General features: G+C 53.7%; 22 protein-coding genes. 12 read left to right on the top strand and 10 right to left on the bottom strand.

Translation table 11 applies throughout. The features are described 5' to 3' along the window. Positions 1–250: 250 nt before the first annotated feature. From arnB to BS640_RS14415, 9 genes are all read left to right on the top strand, one after another. On the top strand, positions 251–1,393 hold the full coding sequence (arnB, locus tag BS640_RS14455) for a UDP-4-amino-4-deoxy-L-arabinose aminotransferase (protein WP_017494080.1): 1,143 nt from the start codon (positions 251–253) through the stop codon (positions 1,391–1,393). Then, positions 1,393–2,379: an undecaprenyl-phosphate 4-deoxy-4-formamido-L-arabinose transferase gene (gene arnC, locus BS640_RS14450; RefSeq protein WP_084912812.1), complete on the top strand. Its 987-nt coding sequence runs from the start codon at positions 1,393–1,395 to the stop codon at positions 2,377–2,379. The genes arnB and arnC overlap by 1 nt, the downstream gene beginning before the upstream one ends. Beyond that, positions 2,379–4,361: a bifunctional UDP-4-amino-4-deoxy-L-arabinose formyltransferase/UDP-glucuronic acid oxidase ArnA gene (gene arnA, locus BS640_RS14445; RefSeq protein WP_017494082.1), complete on the top strand. Its 1,983-nt coding sequence runs from the start codon at positions 2,379–2,381 to the stop codon at positions 4,359–4,361. The genes arnC and arnA overlap by 1 nt, the downstream gene beginning before the upstream one ends. Positions 4,362–4,374: 13 nt before the next feature. After that, the gene (arnD, locus tag BS640_RS14440; protein WP_017494083.1) at positions 4,375–5,274 is read left to right on the top strand and encodes a 4-deoxy-4-formamido-L-arabinose-phosphoundecaprenol deformylase; all 900 of its coding nucleotides are present in this window, start codon (positions 4,375–4,377) and stop codon (positions 5,272–5,274) included. Then, positions 5,275–6,942: a lipid IV(A) 4-amino-4-deoxy-L-arabinosyltransferase gene (arnT, locus tag BS640_RS14435; RefSeq protein WP_084912811.1), complete on the top strand. Its 1,668-nt coding sequence runs from the start codon at positions 5,275–5,277 to the stop codon at positions 6,940–6,942. After that, positions 6,939–7,283 (top strand): 4-amino-4-deoxy-L-arabinose-phosphoundecaprenol flippase subunit ArnE, encoded by a 345-nt coding sequence (arnE, locus tag BS640_RS14430; protein ID WP_017492493.1) that lies wholly within the window; start codon positions 6,939–6,941, stop codon positions 7,281–7,283. Before arnT ends, arnE begins: the two co-directional genes overlap by 4 nt. Then, a complete protein-coding gene (gene arnF, locus BS640_RS14425; protein ID WP_017492492.1) occupies positions 7,280–7,672 on the top strand; it encodes a 4-amino-4-deoxy-L-arabinose-phosphoundecaprenol flippase subunit ArnF in 393 nt (130 codons plus the stop codon). The genes arnE and arnF overlap by 4 nt, the downstream gene beginning before the upstream one ends. 161 nt (positions 7,673–7,833) lie before the next feature. After that, complete coding sequence (locus BS640_RS14420; protein WP_017492491.1) at positions 7,834–8,313, top strand: NlpC/P60 family protein; 480 nt, start codon at positions 7,834–7,836, stop codon at positions 8,311–8,313. 81 nt (positions 8,314–8,394) lie between these two features. After that, positions 8,395–9,408, top strand: a complete 1,014-nt coding sequence (locus BS640_RS14415) for a lipoate--protein ligase (protein ID WP_017492490.1) — start codon at positions 8,395–8,397, stop codon at positions 9,406–9,408. Positions 9,409–9,644: 236 nt separating this feature from the next. Here BS640_RS14415 and BS640_RS14410 read toward each other — a convergent pair whose 3' ends face one another. The 4 genes from BS640_RS14410 to BS640_RS14395 all read right to left on the bottom strand — a co-directional run bounded on the left by BS640_RS14410 (position 9,645) and on the right by BS640_RS14395 (position 14,153). Then, positions 9,645–9,962, bottom strand: a complete 318-nt coding sequence (locus tag BS640_RS14410) for a superinfection immunity protein (RefSeq protein ID WP_017492489.1) — start codon at positions 9,960–9,962, stop codon at positions 9,645–9,647. Positions 9,963–10,068: 106 nt separating this feature from the next. Beyond that, on the bottom strand, positions 10,069–11,478 hold the full coding sequence (locus tag BS640_RS14405; RefSeq protein WP_084912810.1) for an efflux transporter outer membrane subunit: 1,410 nt from the start codon (positions 11,476–11,478) through the stop codon (positions 10,069–10,071). Positions 11,479–11,484: 6 nt separating this feature from the next. Further along, positions 11,485–13,047 carry a DHA2 family efflux MFS transporter permease subunit gene (locus BS640_RS14400; RefSeq protein WP_084912809.1) on the bottom strand — a complete coding sequence of 521 codons (1,563 nt, stop codon included), beginning with the start codon at positions 13,045–13,047 and terminating at the stop codon, positions 11,485–11,487. Next, positions 13,044–14,153, bottom strand: coding sequence for an HlyD family secretion protein (locus BS640_RS14395; protein ID WP_225741461.1), 1,110 nt, complete (start codon positions 14,151–14,153; stop codon positions 13,044–13,046). The genes BS640_RS14400 and BS640_RS14395 overlap by 4 nt, the downstream gene beginning before the upstream one ends. A 132-nt stretch (positions 14,154–14,285) precedes the next feature. Here BS640_RS14395 and BS640_RS14390 point away from each other — a divergent pair, with 132 nt between their 5' ends. Together BS640_RS14390 and BS640_RS14385 are read left to right on the top strand one after the other, a co-directional pair. Further along, the gene (locus tag BS640_RS14390; RefSeq protein WP_017492485.1) at positions 14,286–14,987 is read left to right on the top strand and encodes a CerR family C-terminal domain-containing protein; all 702 of its coding nucleotides are present in this window, start codon (positions 14,286–14,288) and stop codon (positions 14,985–14,987) included. Between the two features lie 24 nt (positions 14,988–15,011). Continuing rightward, positions 15,012–16,454: a protein adenylyltransferase SelO gene (locus BS640_RS14385; RefSeq protein WP_026110611.1), complete on the top strand. Its 1,443-nt coding sequence runs from the start codon at positions 15,012–15,014 to the stop codon at positions 16,452–16,454. 54 nt (positions 16,455–16,508) lie between these two features. Here BS640_RS14385 and BS640_RS14380 read toward each other — a convergent pair whose 3' ends face one another. The 6 genes from BS640_RS14380 to ppsR all read right to left on the bottom strand — a co-directional run bounded on the left by BS640_RS14380 (position 16,509) and on the right by ppsR (position 22,562). Next, positions 16,509–17,324 (bottom strand): heme ABC transporter ATP-binding protein, encoded by an 816-nt coding sequence (locus tag BS640_RS14380; RefSeq protein WP_416362486.1) that lies wholly within the window; start codon positions 17,322–17,324, stop codon positions 16,509–16,511. Further along, a complete protein-coding gene (locus tag BS640_RS14375; protein ID WP_084912808.1) occupies positions 17,317–18,345 on the bottom strand; it encodes a FecCD family ABC transporter permease in 1,029 nt (342 codons plus the stop codon). Before BS640_RS14375 ends, BS640_RS14380 begins: the two co-directional genes overlap by 8 nt. Continuing rightward, entirely contained in the window at positions 18,342–19,172 is an 831-nt protein-coding gene (locus tag BS640_RS14370; RefSeq protein ID WP_017492481.1) for a heme/hemin ABC transporter substrate-binding protein, read from the bottom strand. The genes BS640_RS14375 and BS640_RS14370 overlap by 4 nt, the downstream gene beginning before the upstream one ends. Then, positions 19,169–20,200, bottom strand: coding sequence for a hemin-degrading factor (locus tag BS640_RS14365; RefSeq protein WP_017492480.1), 1,032 nt, complete (start codon positions 20,198–20,200; stop codon positions 19,169–19,171). The genes BS640_RS14370 and BS640_RS14365 overlap by 4 nt, the downstream gene beginning before the upstream one ends. Before the next feature lie 244 nt (positions 20,201–20,444). Beyond that, positions 20,445–21,497: a 3-deoxy-7-phosphoheptulonate synthase gene (locus BS640_RS14360; RefSeq protein WP_084912807.1), complete on the bottom strand. Its 1,053-nt coding sequence runs from the start codon at positions 21,495–21,497 to the stop codon at positions 20,445–20,447. Between the two features lie 243 nt (positions 21,498–21,740). After that, positions 21,741–22,562, bottom strand: coding sequence for a posphoenolpyruvate synthetase regulatory kinase/phosphorylase PpsR (gene ppsR / locus BS640_RS14355; protein WP_017492478.1), 822 nt, complete (start codon positions 22,560–22,562; stop codon positions 21,741–21,743). 531 nt (positions 22,563–23,093) lie between these two features. On the opposite strand from ppsR, the gene ppsA reads away from it, so the two are divergent. Beyond that, on the top strand, positions 23,094–25,472 hold the full coding sequence (ppsA, locus tag BS640_RS14350) for a phosphoenolpyruvate synthase (protein ID WP_084912806.1): 2,379 nt from the start codon (positions 23,094–23,096) through the stop codon (positions 25,470–25,472). Positions 25,473–25,652 lie beyond the last annotated feature (180 nt).

The raw sequence follows: 25,652 nt of genomic DNA, 5'->3' as shown, positions 1-25,652 counted from the left end.
TCTCAAAACGCCACAAATGTTATCCAAATCCCAACTTTAGTTGATTTAAGACAATGAATTAACTAATTGCCCGAAACATCTTCTTTTGCTTGCCAAATACTTGAAAATCCTTAATGTTAAATTAAGCTTAAACGACAATAATCTATTGCACTATTTGTAGGGTGGCGTTTACTCTTCGTTAAATAACCAGACTATACAGTTTGCGTAACTGCATGCCTCTTTGCCGTCCTTAAATTACAGGATATGCTACATGGACAACTTTTTACCTTTCTCCCGCCCTTCTATGGGAGATGAAGAAATCAAGGCCGTTGAGCAAGTTTTGCGCTCCGGGTGGATAACCACCGGACCACAAACTCATCAACTGGAACAGGATTTTTCCGCCGCATTTGGCTGCAAGCACGCGATAGCGGTGAGTTCCGCCACCGGTGGTATGCACGTCACGTTGATGGCATTGGGCATAGGGCCAGGCGATGAGGTGATCACACCCTCTCAGACCTGGGTCTCTACTATCAACATGATTGTACTGCTCGGTGCAGAGCCGGTCATGATTGACGTTGATCCGCACACGCTGATGGTTAAGGCCGAAGACGTAGAGGCCGCGATCACGCCAAGAACCAAAGCCATTATCCCGGTGCACTACGCCGGCGCACCACTCGACCTTGACCCTCTGTACGACATCGCTCAACGCCACAACATCCCGCTTATCGAAGATGCCGCTCACTCTGCGGGCACCCAGTATCGCGATCGCTGGATTGGCGCACAGGGCACGGCCATTTTCTCATTCCATGCGATTAAAAACATGACCTGCGCCGAAGGCGGTCTGGTAGCAACAGACGACGACGCACTGGCTGAAAAAGTGCGTGCGCTGAAGTTCCACGGTCTGGCCGTTGATGCCTTTGACCGTCAGGTTCAGGGCCGTCGCCCTCAGGCGGAGGTTATCGAGCCTGGCTTTAAATACAATCTGTCGGACATTCACGCCTCGATTGCCGTTGTGCAACTCAAGCGCCTGCACGAGATGAACGCACGCCGCGCAGAGCTGGCGCAGCTTTACCTCGAGAAGCTACAGGGGACGCCGTTCCTGCCGATGCAGGTTCCTGAATACCCGCACCTGCACACCTGGCACCTGTTCATGATCCGAGTTGACGAAATGCGCTGCGGAATCAGTCGCGACAGGCTGATGGAAAAACTCAAAGAGGTGGGTATCGGTACCGGTCTGCATTTCCGCGCCGCGCACACTCAAAAATATTATCGTGAACGTTATCCCGATTTGTCGTTGCCTAACAGCGAGTGGAATACCGCGCGTCTGTGCAGTTTGCCGATGTTCCCAGATATGCAAGACAGTGACGTTGATCGGGTAGTTGACGCTCTTAAGTCCCTGGTGGAGAAGCAGTAGTGGCTCAGTTTGAAGAAATTAAGAAAGTTTCTATCGTTATTCCCGTTTACAACGAGGAGGAGAGCCTGCCGGTTCTGCTCTCTCGAACTATTGCCGCCTGTCGCCAGTTAACCCAGCCTTTTGAAATCGTCCTCATCGACGATGGCAGCACGGATAATTCAGCCAAGCTACTGACCGAAGCCGCCGAGCAGCCTGAAAACTGTGTCGTTGCTGTATTGCTGAACCGCAACTACGGACAGCATTCGGCGATTATGGCCGGTTTCAATCAGGTCTGCGGTGACCTGATTATCACCCTGGATGCCGATTTGCAGAATCCGCCCGAAGAGATCCCTCGTCTGGTCCTCAAGGCAGAGGAAGGTTATGACGTGGTGGGCACCGTGCGCTCAAACCGTCAGGACTCCTGGTTCCGCAAAAGTGCGTCAAAGGTCATCAATATGATGATCCAGAGTGCGACCGGTAAATCGATGGGTGACTATGGCTGTATGCTGCGCGCCTATCGTCGCCATATCATCGAAGCGATGCTGCACTGCCACGAGCGGAGCACTTTTATCCCGATCCTCGCCAATACCTTTGCGCGCAAAACCGTGGAGATCCCGGTGCTGCACGCCGAACGCGAGTTTGGTGATTCAAAATATAGCCTGATGAAACTGGTCAATCTGATGTTTGACCTGATCACCTGTCTGACCACCACGCCGCTGCGTATGCTCAGCGTTGTCGGCAGCTTTATTGCGCTGTTCGGCTTCCTGCTGGCGCTGGTGTTGATCCTGATGCGTTTGATATTAGGTCCTGAGTGGGCAGCGGAAGGTGTGTTCACGCTGTTCGCCCTGCTGTTTATGTTTGTCGGTGCGCAATTTGTCGGAATGGGACTGCTCGGTGAATACATCGGCCGTATCTATACCGACGTGCGCGCGCGCCCACGTTATTTCGTACAAAAAGTCATCGGTGCTCAAGCCGCTGATGTCGATGAAGATCAGGAAAATAAATAATGAAAGCGATTGTTTTTGCATACCATGATATTGGTTGCGTTGGACTGAAAGCTCTGGTTGAAGCGGGTTATGATGTTCAAGCGGTATTCACCCATACCGACTCCCCAGACGAAAACAACTTCTTTGCCTCGGTAGCCCGTACCGGCGCAGAACTGAATTTACCGGTTTACGCGCCGGAAGACGTGAACCATCCGCTGTGGGTTGACCGCATCCGTGATTTGCAGCCGGACGTTATTTTCTCTTTCTACTATCGCAACATGCTGAGCGAAGAGCTGCTGTCGCTCGCGCCACAGGGCGGTTTCAACCTGCACGGTTCTCTGCTGCCTCGCTACCGTGGGCGTGCGCCGGTTAACTGGGCGCTGGTGAACGGCGAGACCGAGACGGGCGTTACGCTGCACAAAATGGTTAAGCGTCCTGACGCTGGCGACATCGTTGCCCAGCAGGCTGTGGCTATCGACCCACAGGACACCGCGCTGACGCTGCACGCCAAAGTGCGTGAAGCGGCCCAGTCTGTGCTGCAGAAAACCCTGCCTTCCATGCTGGCGGGTAACATTACCCTGACCCCGCAGGACGAATCTCAGGCGAGCTACTTTGGTCGTCGCAGCGCAGCCGATGGCGAGATCCACTGGCATAAATCAGCCACACAGATAAACAACCTGATCCGTGCCGTGACCGAACCTTACCCGGGTGCTTTCACTTACCTGGGTCAACGCAAGCTGGTTATCTGGCGTGCGCGCGTGTTGGAGCAGGCTCACGACAAGCAGCCTGGCACCGTACTGTCTGCCGATCCACTGGTAATCGCCTGTGGCGAAGGTGCGCTGGAAATTATCGCCGGTCAGAACGAGTCTGGCCTGTATGTTCAGGGTTCGCGTCTTGCGCTGGAAATGGGCATTATGCCTGATGTGCGCCTGTCTTCGCTTCCGACCTCTGTGATGAAACGTCGTACCCGCGTTCTGATTCTGGGCGTCAACGGCTTCATCGGTAACCACCTGAGCGAGCGCTTGCTGCGCGACGGTAAATATGAAATCTATGGTCTGGACATCAGCTCCGATGCTATCAGCCGTTTCATGGACAACCCGAACTTCCACTTCGTTGAAGGTGACATCAGCATTCACTCTGAGTGGATCGAATATCACATCAAAAAATGTGACGTCGTTCTGCCGCTGGTCGCTATCGCAACGCCAATCGAATACACCCGTAACCCACTGCGTGTATTCGAACTGGACTTCGAAGAAAACCTGAAAATCGTTCGCGACTGCGTGAAATATAAAAAACGCATTATCTTCCCATCTACCTCAGAAGTTTACGGTATGTGTGACGATAAAGAGTTCGACGAAGACAGCTCACGCCTGATTGTTGGTCCAATCAACAAACAGCGCTGGATCTACTCTGTGTCCAAGCAGCTGCTTGACCGAGTCATCTGGGCTTACGGAGCAAAAGAAGGCCTGCGCTTTACCCTTTTCCGTCCGTTCAACTGGATGGGCCCGCGTCTTGATAACCTCGACGCGGCACGCGTAGGCAGCTCTCGTGCAATCACCCAGCTTATCCTTAACCTGGTTGAAGGTTCGCCTATCAAGCTTATCGACGGCGGTGAGCAGAAACGTTGCTTTACCGACATCAACGACGGTATCGAGGCACTGTTCCGCATCATCGAGAACCGCGACAACCTGTGCGAAGGTCAAATCATCAACATTGGTAACCCAACCAATGAAGCGAGCATCCGCGAGCTGGCAGAAATGCTGCTCAAGAGCTTCGATGCGCACCCGCTGCGTGACCAGTTCCCTCCGTTTGCCGGCATGAAGCTTATCGAAAGCAGCAGCTACTACGGTAAAGGCTATCAGGACGTTGAGCACCGTACGCCGAGCATCAAAAATGCCCGCCGTCTGCTTGATTGGCAGCCAACGGTCGATATGAGCAAAACCATTGATGACACTCTGGACTTCTTCCTGCGTTCTGTAGAATTGCCTGCAAATAAAGGATAAAGACTTGACCGCAATGAAAAAAGTAGGCCTGAGGATAGACGTCGACACATGGAGCGGCACCCGAAAGGGTGTCCCTGAGTTGTTAAGACTTCTGGATAAACATCAAATCAAGGGCAGTTTCTTTTTCAGCGTTGGGCCGGACAACATGGGGCGCCATTTATGGCGCCTTTTGCGTCCCCGCTTTCTGTGGAAGATGCTGCGATCCAACGCGGCATCGCTCTATGGGCTGGATATTCTGGTCGCCGGTACTGCCTGGCCCGGAAAGCTCATCGCCAAAGATTTCGCGCCCTTGATGAAGCAGACCGCTGACGAAGGTCATGAGGTCGGGCTGCACGCCTGGGACCACCAGGGTTGGCAGGCCAAGGTTGAAAAATGGTCATCAGAACAGCTGGAACAGCAGGTGCGTAAAGGGGTCATTGCCCTTGAAAACAGCATCGGCCGTTCGATTGATTGCTCTGCGGTAGCAGGATGGCGTGCCGATCAGCGGGTGATCGACGTGAAAGAAAAGTTTAATTTCCGCTATAACAGCGACTGCCGCGGCAGCGCACCTTTCCGACCGCTCCTGGGTAACGGAGAGTTGGGTACGGTGCAAATCCCCGTGACCTTGCCGACTTATGATGAAGTGATTGGTACTCAGGTTACCGCAGAAGGTTTCAACGATTTCATTCTTGATGCCATCGCGCGTGACCAAGGCGTGCCGGTTTATACCATTCATACCGAAGTCGAAGGCATGTCGCTCTCCGCCATGTTTGACGATCTCCTGACGCGTGCAAAGCAGCAGGGTATCGAGTTTTGCACACTGGGAAGTTTACTGCCTGCCGATAGCCAGACGCTGCCCGTGGGAAGGGTCGTGCGTTCGGCGTTTCCCGGCAGGGAAGGATGGTTGGGCTGTCAGGAAAAAGGATCGCAATAAATGTCGAACAGTATCAAACGCGCCTACGGTTTCATGCTGTTGGTGTTTTTCGCGCTGATTTATCTCGTCCCATTGGATCTGCGCTCGCTGTGGCAGCCTGATGAGACGCGTTATGCCGAAATCAGCCGTGAAATGCTACAGCGCGGTGACTGGATTGTTCCCCAGTTTCTGGGATTGAGATATTTCGAAAAACCGGATGCCGGCTATTGGATTAACAATATTGGCCAGATTATCTTCGGTCATTCCAACTTTGCGGTACGTTTTGGTTCCGTATTCTCAACGGCAATGAGCGCCTTACTGGTGTTCTGGCTGGCGAACGTCATATGGCGCAATCGTCAAAAAGCCTATGTCGCAACGCTGATTTATCTCTCCTCGGCGCTGGTCTTTGGTATCGGCACCTACGCGGTGCTCGACCCGATGATTACGCTGTGGATGACGGCCGCGATGGTGAGCAGCTACTTCTGCTTGCGCGCCAGCGGAACACGCCAAAAAGCCATCAGCTGGATTGCGCTGGGTCTCGCCTGTGGGATGGGCTTCATGACCAAAGGCTTCCTCGCATTGGCGGTGCCGGTGATTGCCGTTTTACCCATTGTCTGGCGTGAAAAACGCTTCAAAACTCTCCTTGGCTGGGGGCCACTGGCGATTGTCAGTGCTTTTGTGCTCAGTCTGCCGTGGGTTATTGCAATCGGTGAGCGTGAACCGGACTTCTGGCGCTATTTCTTCTGGGTTGAGCATATTCAACGCTTCGCCGAAAAGAATGCCCAGCACAGTGCCCCATTCTGGTACTACCTGCCCGTTCTCATTCTTGGGACCCTACCGTGGATGGCACTGCTGCCCGGTTCGCTGATAAGCGGCTGGAAGAAAAAAGCGTTACGCCCTGAACTATTTTTCCTGCTCAGCTGGGCAATCATGCCGCTGATTTTCTTCAGTATCGCCAAAGGCAAACTGCCGACCTACATCCTGCCGTGCTTCGCGCCGTTGGCCCTGTTGATGGCCGATCACTTTGAGCAGGTTCGCCAGTCGGTTACTTCGCGGGTGCTGAAAGTTAACGGTATCATCAACGTTCTTTTCGGCTCATTGGCGGTCATTGCACTCCTCGTGACCTCCGGGTTATTGCCTCTGCACATCAAGCCTGTCTATGGGCACGACGAACTTTACAAGCTGCTCATCGCCATACTGTGTTTCGCTGCCTGGGCGCTGGCCGGTGCGTTGAGTCTCACGCTGCCTCGCCGCTGGTATTGGTCCGCAGCTTGTCCGCTGGTGCTTTCGCTGCTGGTCGGACAGGCAATACCGAACCACGTTATCGAGTCCAAGCAGCCGCAGGCGTTTATCCAGCAAAATATGCAGGTTCTGCAACAGAGTCGCTATGTGCTTTGCGATGACGTTGGTTTTGCCGCAGGCCTGGCCTGGGAATTGAAGCGCAGCGATATCCTGATGTTCGACGAGAAGGGCGAGTTGCAGTACGGCCTTAACTATCCGGATGCGCAAGGTCACTACATCAGCGGCCCTGACTTCCCGACGTGGTTGCTCAAAGCACGTGAGCAGGGTGACGTTTCTGTGATGATTAAGCTGGATAATAAATTCCAGACCACGGATAACCTGCCACCGGCCGACAGTGAAGCCGTTTCAGGTCGATTCAAGCTTCTGGTCTATAAAAAACTGCCATGACCGGTTTTCTCTTGGTACTGGTGGTGAGCATTCTTACCTGTGCAGGGCAGCTTTGTCAGAAGAAAGCCGCACAGGTAGGGCAGGCACAGGTCTCAGGTAATCTGGGACCTATCCTGCGCTGGATGGTTACCGCCGTGTTTTTTATGGGCTGCGGCCTGCTACTCTGGCTTCGCGTCCTCCAGCTGTTACCCCTGAGCATTGCCTACCCGATGCTGAGCATGAACTTTGTGCTCATCACTTTCAGCGCTCGCGGATTCTTTGGCGAAATTATTGACCGCAGACACTGGCTTGGCGTGGCCTTTATTATGTTGGGTATTTTGCTGATGGGGATAAGCGGATGAAAGGGTTCGGATGGGGCATCGCCAGCCTGCTGCTGGTCAGTATGGCGCAGCTGATGATGAAATGGGGCATGACCCACATGCCGACGTTTTCACTGAACGCCAACCTTTATTCATTAGTAATGAATAACCTGCTGCCGGTTTTCATTGTCTGCTGCGGTATTGCGGGCTATGCATTATCAATGGTTTGCTGGTTCTTCGCGCTGCGTCAGCTGCCGCTTAATCGTGCTTACAGTCTGCTCAGCCTGAGCTATGCGCTGGTCTATCTCGGTGCGGTTTCGCTGCCGTGGTTTAACGAAAATATGCACTGGATGAAGTCATTGGGTGCATTATCCATTCTTTTCGGCGTCTGGCTGATCCACAGTAAAACCTCCTCTCAAGCGCCGGAATAACGGCGCTTTCTCAGATTTTCTTTTGCAAAACTCAGCGATTTTTGTTGGATGGCGGATAAAATAGCGCTAAATTCTTTAAGTCCTTAGATAACGGCAAGTTATCTTCTCCACCATTTTCCAGCGTGGAATGATTTCAGGATGTCGGCCAGGGAACAAAAGACATGCAAAAGCGCTCAAGACTTTTATATTCACTGTTGGCATTGGCTGTGCTTATTCTCGGCGGCTGTAGCAGTCACGCGCCGATGCCCAGCGGCAGTCTGGCAAACTCGCGAGTTGTTGTCGCACAGTTAAACGATCAGTTGGGCAGATGGCACGGCACCCCGTATCGCTACGGCGGCCTAAGCCGTAACGGCATCGACTGCTCAGGCTTTGTGTTCCGCACCTTCCGCGATAGATTTGGCGTTATCCTTCCGCGCACGACCGCCGAACAAACCGAGGTTGGCACCAAAGTATCACGTAAAGAACTGCTGCCCGGCGACCTGGTGTTCTTCAAGACAGGCGCTGGCGAAAACGGTCTTCACGTCGGGATTTATGATTCAGGTGATGCCTTTATTCATGCCTCAACCAGTCGAGGCGTGGTGCGATCGTCACTGGACAACGAATACTGGCGCAAAACGTACTGGCAGGCGCGGCGGATTTAGTCCGCTATTTCCATGTTTATAATTTAAGCAATCTTTAGAGCAATTTTCCCCTAGGCTCCACGCTTCGCAGGACACCTTATTATGACGGCTTTACGTCTTCTACTTTCCGATTCTTACGATCCCTGGTTTAATCTCGCGGTTGAAGACTGCATCTTTCGCCAAATGACCACCCAGCGCGTGCTTTTTCTGTGGCGTAATGCCGAAACCGTCGTCATCGGGCAGGGGCAAAATCCCTGGAAAGAGTGCAACACCGCTCGCATGGCGCAGGACGGCATCCGACTGGCTCGTCGCAGCAGCGGGGGCGGCGCGGTATTTCACGATCTCGGCAATAGCTGTTTCACCTTCATGGCCGGCAAGCCCGAGTATGATAAAAGCGTTTCTACGCAGATAATCCTCAATGCCCTGTCGAGCCTGGGAATTCAGGCCAGCGCCTCGGGTCGTAACGACCTGGTCGCGACCACTGCCGAAGGCGAGCGCAAAATTTCGGGATCTGCCTACCGCGAGACGCAGACCCGTGGTTTCCATCACGGCACGCTGCTGTTGAATGCCGATCTCAGTCGTCTGGCCAATTACCTCAATCCGGATCCCAAAAAACTTCAGGCGAAGGGCATCACTTCCGTAAGATCACGCGTGGCAAACCTTAACGAATGGGTGCATGACATCGATCACGCACGAGTCTGTAAGGCAGTGAGTGAGGCATTTTTTGAGTGGTACGGTGCCCGCGTCGAGCCAGAGGTTATCTCTCCCGACGTTTTCCCCGATCTTCCCGGTTTTGCCGAGCAGTTTGAGAAACAGCGCAGCTGGGACTGGAATTTTGGCAAAGCGCCGGACTTCAGCCATGAATTAAGTGAGCGCTTTGTCTGGGGTGGGGTGGAGGTCTATTTCGATATCGAGAAAGGGCGCATCAGCCGCGCACGTCTGTACACCGACAGCCTTAATCCTGCTCCGCTCCACGATTTCGCAAACAGGCTGGTGGGCGGTAAGTATTATGCCGACGACGTTATCGCTGCCGCTCAGGCTTCCTGTGCCGCCTTCCCGGAGTTCAGGGCGGAGCTCACTGAGCTTCAGGGCTGGATGGTGGGGGGTATTCGTTAAGCGTTAAGATAGTGCAGTAATAAGACAGGGGAGGAAACGTTAATTGGCTATTCCGCTGTTATGGTCTGCCTTTGTTAAGTTGTATACATAGCCTATGATTCTAAGAGCCAATATGAACGTCGTGAACAGCAGACTTTGGCAGAAGAGCAGACAGACGTTGCATGGAAGAGGGGGCTGAGCCCCCCAGCAGGATAAGTATTTGTTGTCAACATGATGGCCCGAGTCGGATGCTGGCATCAAGACTCTTCAGAATAGACCTGCGACTGATTTTTAGCTGAGTCAGAAGCGTTTTCCGGAGTCGAGAACGCCCATACCATCGCCACCGCCCAGCCTATAACCGTCCACCCCAGCAGCAGGTTTACGCCAAAAATAACCGGTAATTTTTTATGTTTTCTATGATCGGCAATCAAAAAAGGCAGAAAATACATCGCGACGCAAAGAATAACCGCGACGGGAACTAACATCTCACCAGTACTCATTAACAATTCACTGAAAATAATGGGGTAATTCGGTACTTTAAAATTGTTATTTGCAAATTTCAATTGATAAAGCATTCGCTAACAATGTTTTATTCCGGTGCTTCCAGCCGCTGAAACAGCATAATATTTGGCAGTATCAGGGCAATATCCCTATTTTGCCCTGATACGCTATATCACCGTTTTATGACTCCCAGCCGAGGCCCAAACTCTTCTGCAAGGCCACATAGTCCAGTGCCAGGTCGGTCTGCGACTGGATTCGCTTCTGGCTGGCATTCAGCTGCGTACGCTGGGTATCGAGTACGTCAATCAGACTGGCAACGCCAGCACCGTAGCGCTGCTTCATCAGCCGTTCGTCCTGACCTGCCATCGTCTCAACCGTCATGTAGTTCACCAGCGTGCGGCGCTGTTCGCCGTAGCGGGAAAGAGAGCCATTGGCGTCGCGCAGCGCATTGAGCACGGTTTTACGCCATTCAGCCTCAGCCTCATCACGCTGTGCTTTCGCGACGTTGATTTGCGAACGGATACGGCCAAAATCGAGAATATTCCACTGGAGCATGGGCACCAGCAGCCACGACTCATTTCCGTGGCTGAACATCTCGCTGCTGGTATCGCTGCTAAATCCCAGAATGCCGCGCAGGGTAATTTTCGGGTATAGGTCAGCCACGTGTTCGCCCACGGTCGCGGTACTGGCAGCCAGTTTACGCTCGGCGTTGCGTACGTCTGGTCGACGACGAATCAGGTCAACCGGGTCACCGACGTTAATTTGCTGCGGCTCTGCCGGTAAGACTACGGCTCCCGAGAGCAGGTTATCCAGTGCGCCCGGCGTCAGGCCTGAGAGAAACGCCAGTTGGTCCTTGTACTCATTGATTTGCGCAATCTGATTCGGGACCTCGGCCTGACTGTTTTCCAAATCGGTTTGCAGGCGGTGAACGTCAGTATCGTTCGCTGCTCCGCGCGACTGGCGCTGTTGGGTCAATGCGACCGTTTGCTGCTGCAACGCAATATTCTTTTGCAGATTGGCAAGCTGTTCCTGTGCGCCGCAAAGCTGCAAATAATTGCTCGCGACCTCGGCGGCAATCGACACCTGCGTATCTGCCAGACTGGCCTCGCTGGCCTCTTGCTGCGCTCGTCCAGCTTCGACAGTACGACGATTCTGTCCGAACAGGTCTAGCTCCCAGCTGGCATCAAAGCCGCTGCTATAAAGATTTACCGGATTACTGATAGGCAGTGCGGTGCCGGTTTCCGGCAGACGCGCACGCACCATTGCCCCAGTGGCGTCGAGTTTGGGCATCTCCTGAGCCTGATCGCCAGCCAACGCCGCGCGCGACTGCTGCAGACGAGCACGCGCGATATCGATATCAGGATTATGCTGCATTGCCTTGACGATCAGCTGGTTAAGGCGTTCGTCATGGAAGGCCAGCCACCACTGCGACTGGGCCTGCCCGGTGCTGACGCCCGAGTTAGGCAGGCGAGTAAACTTGGCCGTCAGCGGCACGCCTGGCGCACCGTGATAGTCTGGGCCCACGCTGCACCCTGCGAGCAACATCGCCAGGCCACCGAGCGGCGCTAAACGCATCAATTTATTGTTCATAGTCTGTCACTTATTAGTCATACGCGGCGCGCGCAGCAGCAGCGCCAGCGGAATACAGCACACCAGCGCCATGCCGAGCACGAAAAATGACTCGGAATAGGTCATCACTAGCGCCTGCTGCGAGATTTCATTAGCCAGCTGGCCCATGGCCTGCATTTTTGCATGCACCATATCACCAGTCTGACTGAAGAACTGGCTGGCGCTGCCGGAAATACGGCTCTCTGCCAGCGGAGAGTTGGCGGTTACCGACTCGCGGAGCACGTCGTCATGCATTTTTCGCTGCCGGTCGATGAAGATTCCGAGCAAGGCCAGCCCAACGGAGCCGCCAAGGTTACGCATCATGTTGTAAATACCGGCTGCGTCGGCGACTTCATCGTCATTGACGGCGGCCATTGAGGCCTGATTCAGCGGCATCATTGCCATGATTTGTCCTGCACCGCGAAGCAGCTGTGACCAGAAGAAGTCATCGCCGGTACTTTGTGCGGTCAGTGAAATATCGAGGAAACAGCTGACGGCAAAGAGGATAACGCCGCAGATGACCAACAGGCGCGTGTCCACGCTACGCAACATGCGCGGCAAGATAGGCATCATGATCAGGCTCGGGACCCCCGAGACCAGCAGCACCATTCCCGACTGCTGTGAGTTGTAGCCTGCCACGCCGCTCAGAAACTGAGGCAGAAGGTACAGCACACAGTACAGACCCATGCCGACGACAAACACGATCACCAGCACGCTGACGTAGCGCGGATTACGCAGCAGCGAGAGCCGAATAACCGGTTTTTTCGCCGTGAGCTGCGCGATGCTCAGCAGAATAAAGCCGAGCACCATCGCGATGGAGAGGGTGACAATCATCGTCGAATCAAACCAGTTGTCGCGCTGACCTTCCTCCAGTACCACCGTTAGGCAACTTAGCCCAACGCTCATGCCAATAATGCCCAGCCAGTCGGCCTCCATGAAGCCTTCCCAGTGGGGTTTCTCCTTCGGCAGGCCGTTGAATAACAGCAGCATCAGCCCGATACCGACTGGTAAGTTAAGGAAGAAGCACCAGTTCCAGCTGACGTTTTCGGCTAGCCAACCGCCTAACACCGGCCCCATTACTGGCCCGAGAATCACAATGACGCCAAAAATCGACATCCCTAACGGCAGCTGTCGCCGCGGCAAGCGGGTACGAATGATCATCTGCGCGGTGGGGATCATCGCCCCTCCGGCAAAGCCTTGACCAACACGTCCGATGATCATCTGCGTCAGGCTGCCCGACGTACCGCACATGACGGAAAAACAGATGAAGAGCAGGGCGCACCACATTAAGAAGTTACGCAGCCCAAGCAGGCGGCTGAGCCAGGCGGCCAGCGGGATCATCACTATCTCTGACAGCAGATACCCGGTTGAAATCCAGGTGCCCTCGGTGCCGGTCGCGCCAATTTCGCCCTGAATTTGCGGCAGTGCGGAGTTGGTGATAGAAATATCCAGCGTCGCCATCAGTGCGCCAAGCGCACCGGCAAATACCGCAACCCAGTCCGTTACCGAGGCGCTGGGCTGCTGGGTAGCGGGAAGGACGGTGCTGCTCATGGCTGCGCCTGCTGGTTAGGATGCGTATCGACGTCAACGGTCACCGACATACCGGCCAGCAAACGTTTCGCTGCATCGCTTTTGTCGGTAATGCGGATGCGTACCGGAACACGCTGCACAATTTTGGTAAAGTTACCGGTGGCGTTATCCGGTGGCAGTAAGGCGAAGAGTGAACCGGTGCCCGGAGCGAAGCTGTCGACTACGCCGCTGAAATCATGGCCGGGAAACGCATCAACGTGCAGCGTGGCTTTCTGACCCGGCAGCATATGGGTCAACTGCGTTTCTTTAAAATTGGCAACCAGATACAGATCGTTTTCCGGAACCACCGTCAGCAGGCGAGTTCCCGGCTGAACATATTGGCCTACGCGTACCGCACGATCGCCGACGCGGCCGTCAAGTGGGCTGTATACCACGGTGCCGTGATAATCGATGTTCGACTGTGCGCGGTTTGCTTCGGCAGAGGCTAACTGGGCTTTCGCCTGCTCAATTTGAGCATGCATTGACTGAATCTGTGCTGAAGCTGATTTTACGGCGGCTACGTTAGCGTCATAATCGGCCTGAGCCTGGTCACGGCTGCGACGAAGCTCGGCGAGCTTCTCCTGATTTTCTGCACCGCTGGCTGCCAATGGCAGATAGCGCTGATATTCATGATTTGAATAGTTAAGCTGCACGAGAGCAGACCGCTGCTGCGCCTGAGCCTGTTCAATCTGGGCGTTCTGGCGCGTTATCTCGGCATTAGCCTGGTCGATGGCGGCCTGATCGGCCAGAATATTGGCACTGGCCTGATTGAGGCGCGCCTGATACTGGTCGTCTTCAATCTGTACCACGGGTTCGCCCGCCTTGACCCACTGGTTGTCCTTGACCAGCACCTTGGTGACGTAGCCGGAAATTTTCGGCGCAAGCGTGACGCTGTCCGCCTGAACATAGGCGTCATCGGTGGATTCGTTAAAGCGAGCAATGAAGAACCAATAGAGTGAAGCCAGTACCAAAACCAGCACCACGCAGAACGCCAGTCGCAGCAAAATACGGCGTTTTTTGCTGGATTGGGGTTGGGCGTTGACGGTGGGGGCGGCCTCGGAGGACGCAATCATGGATGCAAGTAACAAAGTGAGAACCTTTTTAGTGAAATTATTCCGCTCGAGATAAATATTCCAAATGGCACAATTGTGTCAAGTGATATACTTTTATTATGCAATTTGACTGTTATAATTCGCATGTTTTGCTACAGGAATTGATTCATGACCGATAACGCTCTTTCTAAACAGCTCCGCCATCCCCCTTCCGGCGGCTACGCGCGCGGTGACGAAACCCGACAACGTATTATCGAAAGCGCTATTGTTCTGTTTGGCGAATTAGGCTTTGAAGGCGCATCGACGCGCGCAATCGCCAGGCATGCCGGTGTCAATACGCCCGCGTTGCAGTACTATTTCGAGAATAAAGAAGGCTTATACGTCACCTGCGCAGATTATCTTGCCGAAGAGAGTTACGGCTGGTTCGAGCCGTTGCTTACGCGAATTAGCAAGCTTGAGAATCCCGACCCTGATACCTGCATCGAAATGTTCTGCCTGATGCTTGAAACGGTGCTGGAGCGCGTGCTGAATAACCGCGCCGTACATCAGCGCCGACTTTTTCATGCACGAATCAAAATGGGGCAGGGCCCGGAAAAGGCCTCCTTGCTGTTTCAGGAAAAGCTTATCGACCACGTCCATCGTGCGGGCGTCAAACTGGTCTCGAGGATATCGGGCAACGCGGTAGATAATGAACGTACACAAATCAGAGTGTTATCCCTGTTTGGGCTGGCTACAACGTTTTATACCGTGAAACATCCCGTGTTTAACGCTGACGAAGAAGGTCGCCAGTTCCCGGCCGAGCAGATGGCATTAATTAAAAGCAACGTCCGTGAGCAGTGCCAGGTATTGATGCGCAGCTGGATGGTTTAAGAGGCAGTTATGTCGCAAAAAGTTATGCCACAATTTGAACACCGTTATCTCGACGAACTCCCCGGTTTTTATACCGAATTGCAGCCTACGCCACTCGCTGGCGCGCGACTGCTGTACCACAGCGAGCCCCTGGCGGAAGAGTTGGGGCTGGACTCGTCGTTATTCACGGCAGAAAATTCAGGCTACTGGAGCGGCCAAGCGCTGTTCCCTGGCATGAAACCTCTGGCGCAGGTCTACAGTGGCCACCAGTTTGGTCAGTGGGCCGGCCAGCTCGGTGACGGGCGGGGGGTATTGCTGGGCGAGCAGAAGCTTGAAGACGGGCGCATGCTCGACTGGCATCTAAAAGGCGCAGGCCTCACGCCATATTCACGCATGGGGGACGGTCGTGCGGTACTTCGCTCGGTGGTGCGCGAGTTTTTGGCTTCCGAAGCGCTGCACCATCTCGGCATTCCGACCACTCGTGCGCTGACCATTGTGACCAGTGACGAGCCGGTCTATCGCGAGACGACGGAGCGCGGCGCGATGCTGATTCGCGTAGCGCCGAGCCACATTCGCTTCGGCCATTTCGAACACTTCTACTATCGTAAGCAACCTGAGCAGGTGGCGATGCTGGCCGATTATGCCATCGCACACTTCTGGCCAGCGCTGCAAAACGAGGCTGACCGCTACCGCCTGTGGTTGACCGACGTGGTTGAACGCACCGCACGTCTGATTGCCAAATGGCAAAGCGTGGGCTTTGCGCACGGCGTCATGAACACCGACAACATGTCGATCCTCGGGCTGACCCTCGACTTCGGTCCTTACGGCTTCCTCGACGACTATAAACCGGATTTCATCTGCAATCATACCGACCACCAGGGCCGTTATAGCTTTGACAACCAACCTTCCGTGGCTTACTGGAACCTGCATCGTCTGGCGCAGTCGCTTTCCGGCCTGATGAGCACTGAAGATCTGCAAAAAGCGCTGGCGGCTTACGAGCCTGCCCTGATGCTTGAATACGGCAGATTGATGCGCGCCAAGCTCGGCTTCTTTACCGAGAACAAGCAGGACAACAATATCCTGACCGGGTTGCTAAGCCTGATGGCGCAAGAGGGGCGTGACTACACCCGTACCTTCCGCCTGCTGAGTGGCGTTGAGAAAGGAGAAACGCGTTCGGCACTCCGCGACGAGTTTATCGATCGCCAGGCGTTTGACCAATGGTACGAAGGTTATCGTCAGCGGCTGTTGCTGGAAGAGCAGGACGATGCGACGCGTCAGCAGGCGATGAAAAAGATTAACCCACGTATTATTCTGCGCAACTATCTGGCGCAGCAGGCGATTGAAGGCGCGGAGGTTGACGACGTCGGGCGTTTGCAGGCGCTGCATCTTGCACTACAGCAGCCGTACAGTGACGATGCTCGCTTTGATGAGCTGGCAGCGCTGCCCCCGGACTGGGGTAAACACCTTGAAGTGTCCTGCTCGAGCTAAATGTTTGGGTAGAAATCCTCCCTGATAATCCATGCATCAGGGAGGAAACTCTGATTATTGTCTGAGGAAAACCTGAGGAACCGGGCTTTCGGGATGATTAATCACGCCCAGATCCGCGCGGTACCACCGTTGTAACACGTCGGCCTGCAGCACCTCTTTCGGCGTTCCTGCCGCCACCAACTCTCCCTGATGCAACAATAAAATCCTGTCGGCGTAGAGTGCTGCCAGATTCAAGTCATGCAGGACGCAGCAGACCGCCAGCGGCGACTGTCGCGTAAGACGGTGCAACAGACGCAGGCTGTGCTGCTGGTGGTAGAGGTCCAGTGCTGAAGTCGGTTCATCCAGAAACAGCCAGCGCGGCGAGGGCTTTGCACTCCAGAGCTGAATCAAGACTCTGGCAAGCTGCACCCGCTGTTGTTCTCCGCCCGAAAGCTGTCGATAGTCACGCTCGGCAAGAGACAGACAGTCGGTTTGCTCCAGTACCTGTTGCAAAGCCTGCTGGAGTTGCGCGTTATTGTGCGGCGACCGCCCCAGTGTCACGACTTCACGCACGCTGTAACCAAAGGCCAGCTCGCTGTTTTGGCGCATTACGGCACGAGTGCGGGCCAATTCCAGTGGGTCCCAGTCCGTCAGTGGACGACCAACCAGCGCGCAATCCCCTGAATCCGGCGTCAGATAGCCGGTCAACAGGCGTAACAGCGTCGATTTACCCGCGCCGTTTGGGCCTATTAACGCGACCAGTTCGCCGCTTGACAGCTGTAGAGAAATATCGCTGATAAGCCTGCGATTGGCGACCGAATAACAGAGATTACTCGCCGCAAGCCGATGCTGCGCCTGTGTCGCGTGGTCTGACAAAATAGCCTCATTCACGGCGTTGCCCTCCTGCACGTAAAATCAGCCACAGAAAATAGGGGCCTCCGAGGATAGCGGTGAGCAGACCAACCGGCATTTCGGCGGGGGCGACCAGCGTGCGGGCGAGGGTGTCGGCCAACAGTAACAGGCAGGCTCCGCCCAATGCTGAACCTGGCAGCAGCCAGCGGTGATCGGCCCCGATTTGCATACGCAGCAGATGTGGGATCACCAGTCCAATGAAGCCAATGATGCCGCAAACCGCCACCGATGCACCGACCAGCAGGGCGCTCAGCAAAAGTAAAATACGCTGCGTTCGGCGGACATTAACGCCAAGATAATGGGCATCTTCGTCGCCGAGCTGCAGCAGGTTCAGCCTGCGTGCCAGGAATTGGGTCGCGATGCTGACCGGAACAATCACCGACGCCGCAACCGTGAGCGTTGACCACTGCGCTTGTCCTAAGGATCCCATTCCCCACATCGAGAACTGGCGCAGCTGACTGTCGTTGCTGATATAGGTCAACACTCCGACGGCGGCCCCACAGATGGCATTGATAGCAATACCGGCCAACAGCAGGCGCGACAGGCCGTTTTGCCCCATGCGGCTCAGCATGAATACAATAAATGAGATAACCAGACTGCCCGCGAAGGCGCTAATCATCTGGCTGTAGAGCACTATCACCGGTGGAAGAGAGAGTGGAAAGACTATCATCAGCCCAACAAACAGCGCTGCACCGCTGCTGATACCCAGCAGGCCGGGGTCGGCCAGTGGGTTTCGGAACACGCCCTGCATTACCGTGCCCGAGCAGGCGAGGCCACAGCCGACGACCATGGCCAAAAGTATGCGCGGCAGTCGAATCGTCATCCAAATTTGCCACAGCTCGTTATCAAACGGCCGGCGCAGCAGAGCGGGCAGCGAAACGGAGATAGCGCCGCTGTTGGCCGCCAACACCGCCAGGGTAATCAACAGCAACGCCAGCCCGAGCAACATCCGAAGCTGAGCAGGGATCCGCTGACGGAGTGGCGTGCTGAGGGTACTCATTTCGCCTGTTCCGCCGCCAGACGCAGCTTAGCCAGCACTGCCGGTGTTTCCAGCCCGAAGCCGAGCAGGGCCATATCGTCAACGACCAGAGCGCGCTTGTTTCTGCCCGCTGGGGTCATTGCCAGCCCCGGCAGTTTCCAGACATTATCCAGACCGCCGAGCGTCTTCACGCCGTCCGTCGTTAGCAGCAATAAATCTGGCGCGGCCGCAACAATGCCCTCCTGCGAAAGGGGGCGGTAGCGGCTAAAGCCCTGCATCGCATTCTGCGCGCCCGCTGTGGTGATGATTGAATCGGCTGCGGTATTTTGCCCCGCGGCCATCGACCCCATCCCGCCGTGGCTCATTATGAATAGAACTTTAACGTGCAGCGGGGAGCCTTTAACGGCTTTCAGCTGGCTGCGGAATTCGGCAATCAGCTTGTCACCTTCCGGTCTGCGATTCAGCGCATCGGCCACGACCTCAATCTTTTGAATCACCGTGTCGAGCGTAGGATTGCCGGGCACGCGCACCACTTTCACGTGGCTTTCAGCCACCTGCTGTAGCGCTAGCGAGGGTTGTGCGAGGTCTGAGGTCAGGACCAGCGTCGGCTTGGTCGATAAAATCCCCTCGGCGTTTAGCATGCGCATGTAACCCACATCAGGCAATTGGGTGGCCTGAGAGGGATGTGTGCTGGTGCTGTCGCGAGCGACCAGCTCACTGCCTGCGCCCAGTGCGTAGACAATTTCGGTAACATCGCCGCCGATGCTGACCACGCGTTCGGCGGCCTGCGCCGAGGCCAACTGAGTCAAGAAAAGGCTGGCTAACGCGATTTTCCACCCTTTTTTCATGCGGCTACGCCTTGTACGGTGAGCGTTGAGATCTGGTCACGCCAGGCGCTTTGTTCGGGTTTACCTTCGGTACGCTGGCCAAACAGCTGAGCAATCTGGCTGCCGTCAGCGGCGAAAAGCTCGAGACTGGTCACGAAACCGTCTTTGGTTGGCTTGCGGGTAACCCAGCTTTCGGCGATCGCCGTCTCAACTACGTGCAGAGTGAAGCGCTCATTGAATACGTTAATCCACTCGCCGTGAGGCAATACTTTTTCAATTTCACCGGTAAAGATTTGTACGCAGCCTTTGTTGCTGACGAAAATCATGATTTCGTTTTTGTAATCGCAGGCGACGTTGAGGATTTGCGTCAATGAGCCGTTATCAACCTGATAGGCCAGGTCTTCACCTACGGCGCGAAACGCCTGCTGGCGAGTCAGGCCGCGGCGGCGCAGGATCTGGAAGAACTGATGAACGTCGGTCATCTCGCGCCATTCTGCGTCGAGCCCTTGCGTGTCACCGGCTGCCGGTGCAACGACGTCAGCAGGCCTCACCGCCAGCGGCAGGGGGGATCGTGCGCTAAATTGTTCAACCAGCGCCGCCCATTTCTGCGCATCGGTTTCATCGGTGGCATAGACCTTATGGACCGCATAGCCCTGCGCGTCGAAGAACTGCAGGCTGTGACGAGGCCCCTTAGGCGAGTCTTCCGTCAGCGCAAAAACAGACTGCCATTGGCTCAGGAACAGGCGCAGGTCCAGTGCGCGAGGGTTAAGAATTAATCCTGCGTGGCCGTTGAGATGCTGATTTTTGTATTCGCCCTGTTGTTCATGAACGGCAAATTCATTACGGGTAATTGATTTTGTCCCCCCGACATTTTCAAGTGCAGCCAGCAGAGTACGTACCTCGACATCCAGTCTTACGGCATCGTATCCGACGCGTGTATTGAGGAGTTCGGCTTCACTAATACCCAGAATACTGGCTAAATCCCGGGCATATTTTCCTGGGTTTTGTGCTTTAGCTTGCAGATAAGTTTCATGGCTGACTTGGGTCATGGGGTTTCTCGCGAATGAAGAGTGGACACAAAAACGTTAATGTTAAATGGTAATCAATATCAATATCAATATGATAATCATTATCAATTTAATGTCGAGCTACATCAAGTTAATTTTCATTACCTTGTGAACGGGAAGTGCCGTCAGCCAAGGGCTGAGCGTAATTTTCATCTAAAGCAGAAAATAAAAAAGGGGCCATAAGGCCCCCTGATAATCCTGCATGCTTTTTTCTGCTTACAGGCAATTAAGCCTGAAAGCGGCTGCGGGTGGCATCTGCCAACATCTCCAGCAGGGTCTCGGTATCTTCCCAACTGAGGCAAGGGTCGGTAATAGACTTACCATAAACCAGTGGCTCACCGTTGACTATTTTCTGAGTGCCCTCCTCGATAAAGCTTTCGGCCATGATACCGGCGATACCGTTACCGCCATGGCGGATCTGCTCACAGATATCTTTCGCGACGTCGAGCTGACGACGATGCTGCTTCTGACAGTTACCGTGGCTAAAATCAACCACCAGACGCTGCGGCAAATCAAATTCAGCCAGATTTTCACAGGCCTGAGCAATATCTTCGGCGTGATAGTTAGGCGTCTTACCGCCACGCATGATGACGTGACCGTAAGGATTCCCGGAGGTGCGATAAACCGTCATCTGGCCGTTTTTGTCCGGTGACAGGAACATATGGCTCACGCGAGAGGCACGAATGGCATCGATAGCGATTTGCGTGTTGCCGTCAGTCCCGTTCTTAAAGCCGACCGGACAGGAGAGGGCCGACGCCATCTCGCGATGGATTTGGCTCTCGGTCGTACGCGCTCCGATGGCTCCCCAGCTAATCAAATCGGCAAAGTACTGGCCAATGACCATATCAAGGAATTCGGTCGCCGTCGGCAGGCCAAGCTCATTGATAGCCAGCAGGACTTTGCGTGCGAGTTCAATGCCATGATTAACGCGATAGCTGCCGTTGAGGTCTGGGTCAGAAATAAGCCCCTTCCAGCCAACGACCGTACGCGGCTTTTCGAAGTAGGTACGCATGACAATTTCGAGGCTGTCTTGGTACTTTTCGCGCAATACGTTTAGCTTGCCTGCGTAATCGATAGCGGCTTCGATATCATGAATAGAGCAAGGGCCAACGATGACCAGCAGACGTTTATCTTCGCCGCTAATGATTTTTTCTATGCGCTGACGCGATGCGGTAACATTGTCTGCGACGGCCAAAGAGACTGGCAGGGTATCTGCCAGCGCCTTTGGCGTTATCAGACTACCAACGCGCGTGGTGCGCAGTTCATCTGTTTGTGACATGTGAATTGAATCTCTGAAATTTTGTTCTTCGCAGCGGCAGGAGTGCCGGGAAGTGATGAATGTCACAATAACCCAAAATCAGATCAATTCAACACCCGTTAGCACGTAATAATGCCTCTATCCGCAAATTCCAGCATAAATCTTTCGTTCTTGACCTCAGAGCAGTGTTAGCTGCGCTCATTGACCCGAATAACCTCCCCTGCGTAAGCTTATCGGGATTTATTCCCGCGTCCGTTCGTCGCATCAGAACATGCGGCGGCTCATGCCGAAGCTGTCGAGAATTTTTGCCGAAATCTCTTCTACGGAGTAGTTGGTACTGTTGAGGTAGCGAATCTGATTTTTTCTAAACAATGCCTCGACCTCGGAGACTTCCATTCGGCACTGTCTGAGCGAGGCGTAGCGGCTGTTTTCGACCCGCTCCTGGCGGATGGCCGACAGGCGTTCAGGGTCGATAGTCAGACCGAAAAGCTTGTGGTGATGGGGTTTGAGGGCCGCCGGCAGCTGAATGTTGTCCATGTCATCGGCAGTAAACGGGTAGTTTGCAGCGCGGATACCAAACTGTAGTGCGAGATACAGGCTGGTGGGGGTTTTGCCACAGCGTGAGACGCCGATCAATATCACCTGCGCCTGTTCAAGATTACGCAGTGAAATGCCGTCATCGTGCGCTAACGTGTAATCAATGGCCGCGATACGTGCATCATATTTACTGATGTTACTGGCCGTTAAACCGTGAGTTCGGTTGGCGATTGGCGAAGGGTCTACCCCCAACTCATTTTGCAGCGGGGCGACCAATGCCTGAACAATGTCCTGACAAAAACCCTGACTGCTGGCGATAATATCGCGCACCTGGGTCGAAATAATGGAGTAGAACACCAGGGGTCTGACGCCGGTTTTCTCGTAGATGTCGTTAATTTGCTGGCACACGGCCTTTGCACGGCCTTCGTTTTCCACGAAGGGGAGAGAAAAGGTGGTGGCATTGACCGGAAACTGTGACAGCACGGCGTGGCCCAACACTTCTGCGGTGATGGCTGTGCCATCGGAAATATAGAATACACACCTGTCCATGAGCTTCCCCGAACTCTTAATCTTTCACGTAGCGGCGGCGTTTGCCGTTTTCCCGTTGTGTGAAATCTTTGAGTTATCTTTGTCTGTAAAAATAATATTTTCATTATTAACGTGTTTTTCCGAAATTAAAAAGTGCTGTCTCACATTCCTGTCGGGTTTTCGAGACCCTGCGCAAAACTCTTGCAAACCGTGAAACCAAATCACGGATCTTTCGGCAGAGTTCCAGACTTTGCGACAGACTTCAGCTTCTCTTCAGCCATTAGCGTAAGGTTAAAATATCAAGCAATATGAGGCTGGACGATGGCTGATTTACAAAAGAATTTCATTTTTTTGTGACTCGGATAAAAGAAAGAAACGGTGAAAATTCTTAAAGCGAAAATTATTGAATAGCTGTATCGATTCACCAGTCTTATCAATATGGATCATTATGCTAGTCTGAAAACGTTGAGCGCTTCTCAACCGCAAAATTTATGAATCCGTTATTGACTCATACTCTCCAATTTTCGCCCTATAAATAGAAAGGATTGTTTCATGGCCAATCTTGACGCTGATTTGCGCAATATTCTCTGGTACAACCAGTTGGGTATGCACGATGTTGACAAAGTAGGGGGCAAAAATGCGTCCCTTGGGGAAATGATTACTAACTTGTCCGATCTGGGCGTTTCGGTGCCAAACGGCTTCGCAACCTCTTCTCAGGCATTTATTAATTTCCTCGATCAAAGCGGTGTCAACAAGCGTATCTATGATCTGCTCGATCAAACCGACGTTGATGATGTGGCTCAACTGGCCAAGGCAGGGTCACAGATTCGACAATGGATTGTTGAAACGCCTTTCCTTCCAGAAATGGAAAAGGATCTTCGTGAAGCCTATCAGCAGCTGTCTGAAGGCGAGCCGGATGCCTCTTTTGCGGTTCGCTCCTCGGCAACGGCAGAAGACATGCCTGACGCATCATTTGCTGGCCAGCAGGAAACCTTCCTTAACGTGCAGGGCTTTGACGCCGTGCTGACGGCAGTGAAGCACGTTTATGCCTCACTGTTTAACGACCGCGCAATTTCTTATCGCGTGCATCAGGGCTATGATCACCGCGGCGTTGCATTATCTGCCGGGGTTCAGCGCATGGTGCGTTCTGACCTCGCCGCGGCGGGTGTCATGTTTACTATTGATACCGAATCAGGCTTCGATCAGGTGGTCTTCATCACCTCAGCCTATGGTCTGGGTGAAATGGTCGTGCAGGGTGCGGTTAACCCTGACGAGTTCTATGTTCACAAACCGACGCTGGCGAAAAATAAACCGGCTATCGTTCGCCGCACCATGGGGTCGAAAAAGATCCGCATGGTTTACGCCGACAGTCAAGAACACGGCAAACAGGTGCAGATTGAAGATGTGCCCGAAGAGCTGAGCCAACGCTTTTCACTGACCGATGCGGAAATTCATGACCTTGCACGTCAGGCATTGCTGATTGAAAAACACTACGGTCGCCCGATGGACATCGAGTGGGCCAAAGACGGTCACAACGGCAAGCTGTATATCGTGCAGGCGCGTCCTGAAACGGTGCGTTCGAACGGCCAGGTGATGGAGCGCTACCAGCTGAATGGCAAGAGCAAGGTGCTGGTAGAAGGGCGTGCCATCGGCCATCGCATTGGTGCGGGTCCGGTCAAGATAATTCATAACATTAGTGAAATGCATCACGTTAAAGCGGGTGATGTGCTGGTGACCGACATGACTGACCCTGACTGGGAACCTATCATGAAAAAAGCGTCGGCCATCGTGACCAATCGCGGCGGACGTACCTGCCACGCCGCAATTATCGCCCGAGAGCTGGGCATTCCAGCGGTGGTTGGTTGTGGTGACGCCACAGAACGTTTAACTGAAAACCAAAAGGTTACCGTTTCCTGTTCGGAGGGCGACACCGGCTATGTCTACCAGGACGAGCTGGACTTCAGCGTACAAAGCTCAGAAGTGAACGAGCTGCCAACGCTTCCGCTGAAGATAATGATGAACATTGGTAACCCCGATCGCGCGTTCGACTTTGCCTGCCTGCCAAATGAAGGCGTGGGGCTTGCGCGTTTGGAATTCATTATCAACCGAATGATTGGCGTGCACCCTAAAGCGTTGCTGGAATTTGATAAACAAGAGCCCGCGCTACAGGAAGAGATTAAAAAGCTGATTCAGGGTTACGACTCACCCGTTGAATACTACGTTGCCCGTTTGACGGAAGGGATTGCCACGCTGGGAGCGGCCTTCTGGCCGAAACGCGTCATCGTGCGTTTGTCGGACTTCAAGTCTAATGAATATGCCAACCTGGTGGGCGGTGAGAAGTACGAGCCGCATGAAGAAAACCCGATGTTAGGTTTCCGTGGTGCAGGTCGCTACGTGTCTGAAAACTTCCGCGACTGCTTTGCGCTGGAATGCGAAGCAATGAAACGCGTACGTAACGATATGGATCTGACCAACGTAGAAGTGATGATCCCGTTCGTTCGTACCGTGGCTCAGGCGGAGGCGGTAGTGGCTGAACTCGCGAATCAGGGTCTCAAACGCGGAGAGAATGGTCTGAAGGTGATTATGATGTGTGAGATACCGTCTAACGCCCTGCTGGCCGATCAGTTCCTCGAGTACTTCGACGGCTTCTCTATTGGGTCGAACGATATGACTCAGCTGGCGCTGGGTCTTGACCGTGATTCAGGTGTGGTCTCTGAGCTATTTGATGAGCGCAACGAAGCGGTAAAAGCGCTGTTGTCGATGGCTATTAAAGCCGCAAAACGCCAGGGTAAATACGTCGGGATTTGTGGTCAGGGTCCTTCCGATCATCAGGATTTTGCTCAATGGCTAATGGAAGAGGGCATTGATAGCCTCTCCCTGAATCCAGACACCGTGGTGCAAACCTGGTTGGCGCTTGCTGAAAGCAAATAATCGCTAACAGTCTGATTGTCTTTATTATTAGCCGCGAATACAGTTTTTCGCGGCTTTTTTATTCGGATGTAAATAAGAAAATGTTGTTAATAGAAACTATTAATGAGTGTCTTAGGTAAAAATATATTTCAGATAAATCCAAAATTATTTTTAATCATTAAAATAAAATTTATAAAGTGT

Origin of the sequence: Rouxiella badensis (assembly GCF_002093665.1) — a bacterium.
GTDB classification, from domain to species: domain Bacteria; phylum Pseudomonadota; class Gammaproteobacteria; order Enterobacterales; family Enterobacteriaceae; genus Rouxiella; species Rouxiella badensis.
Note: the sequence above shows the minus strand (reverse complement) of the source record. Positions and strands in the feature narration are given on the sequence as shown.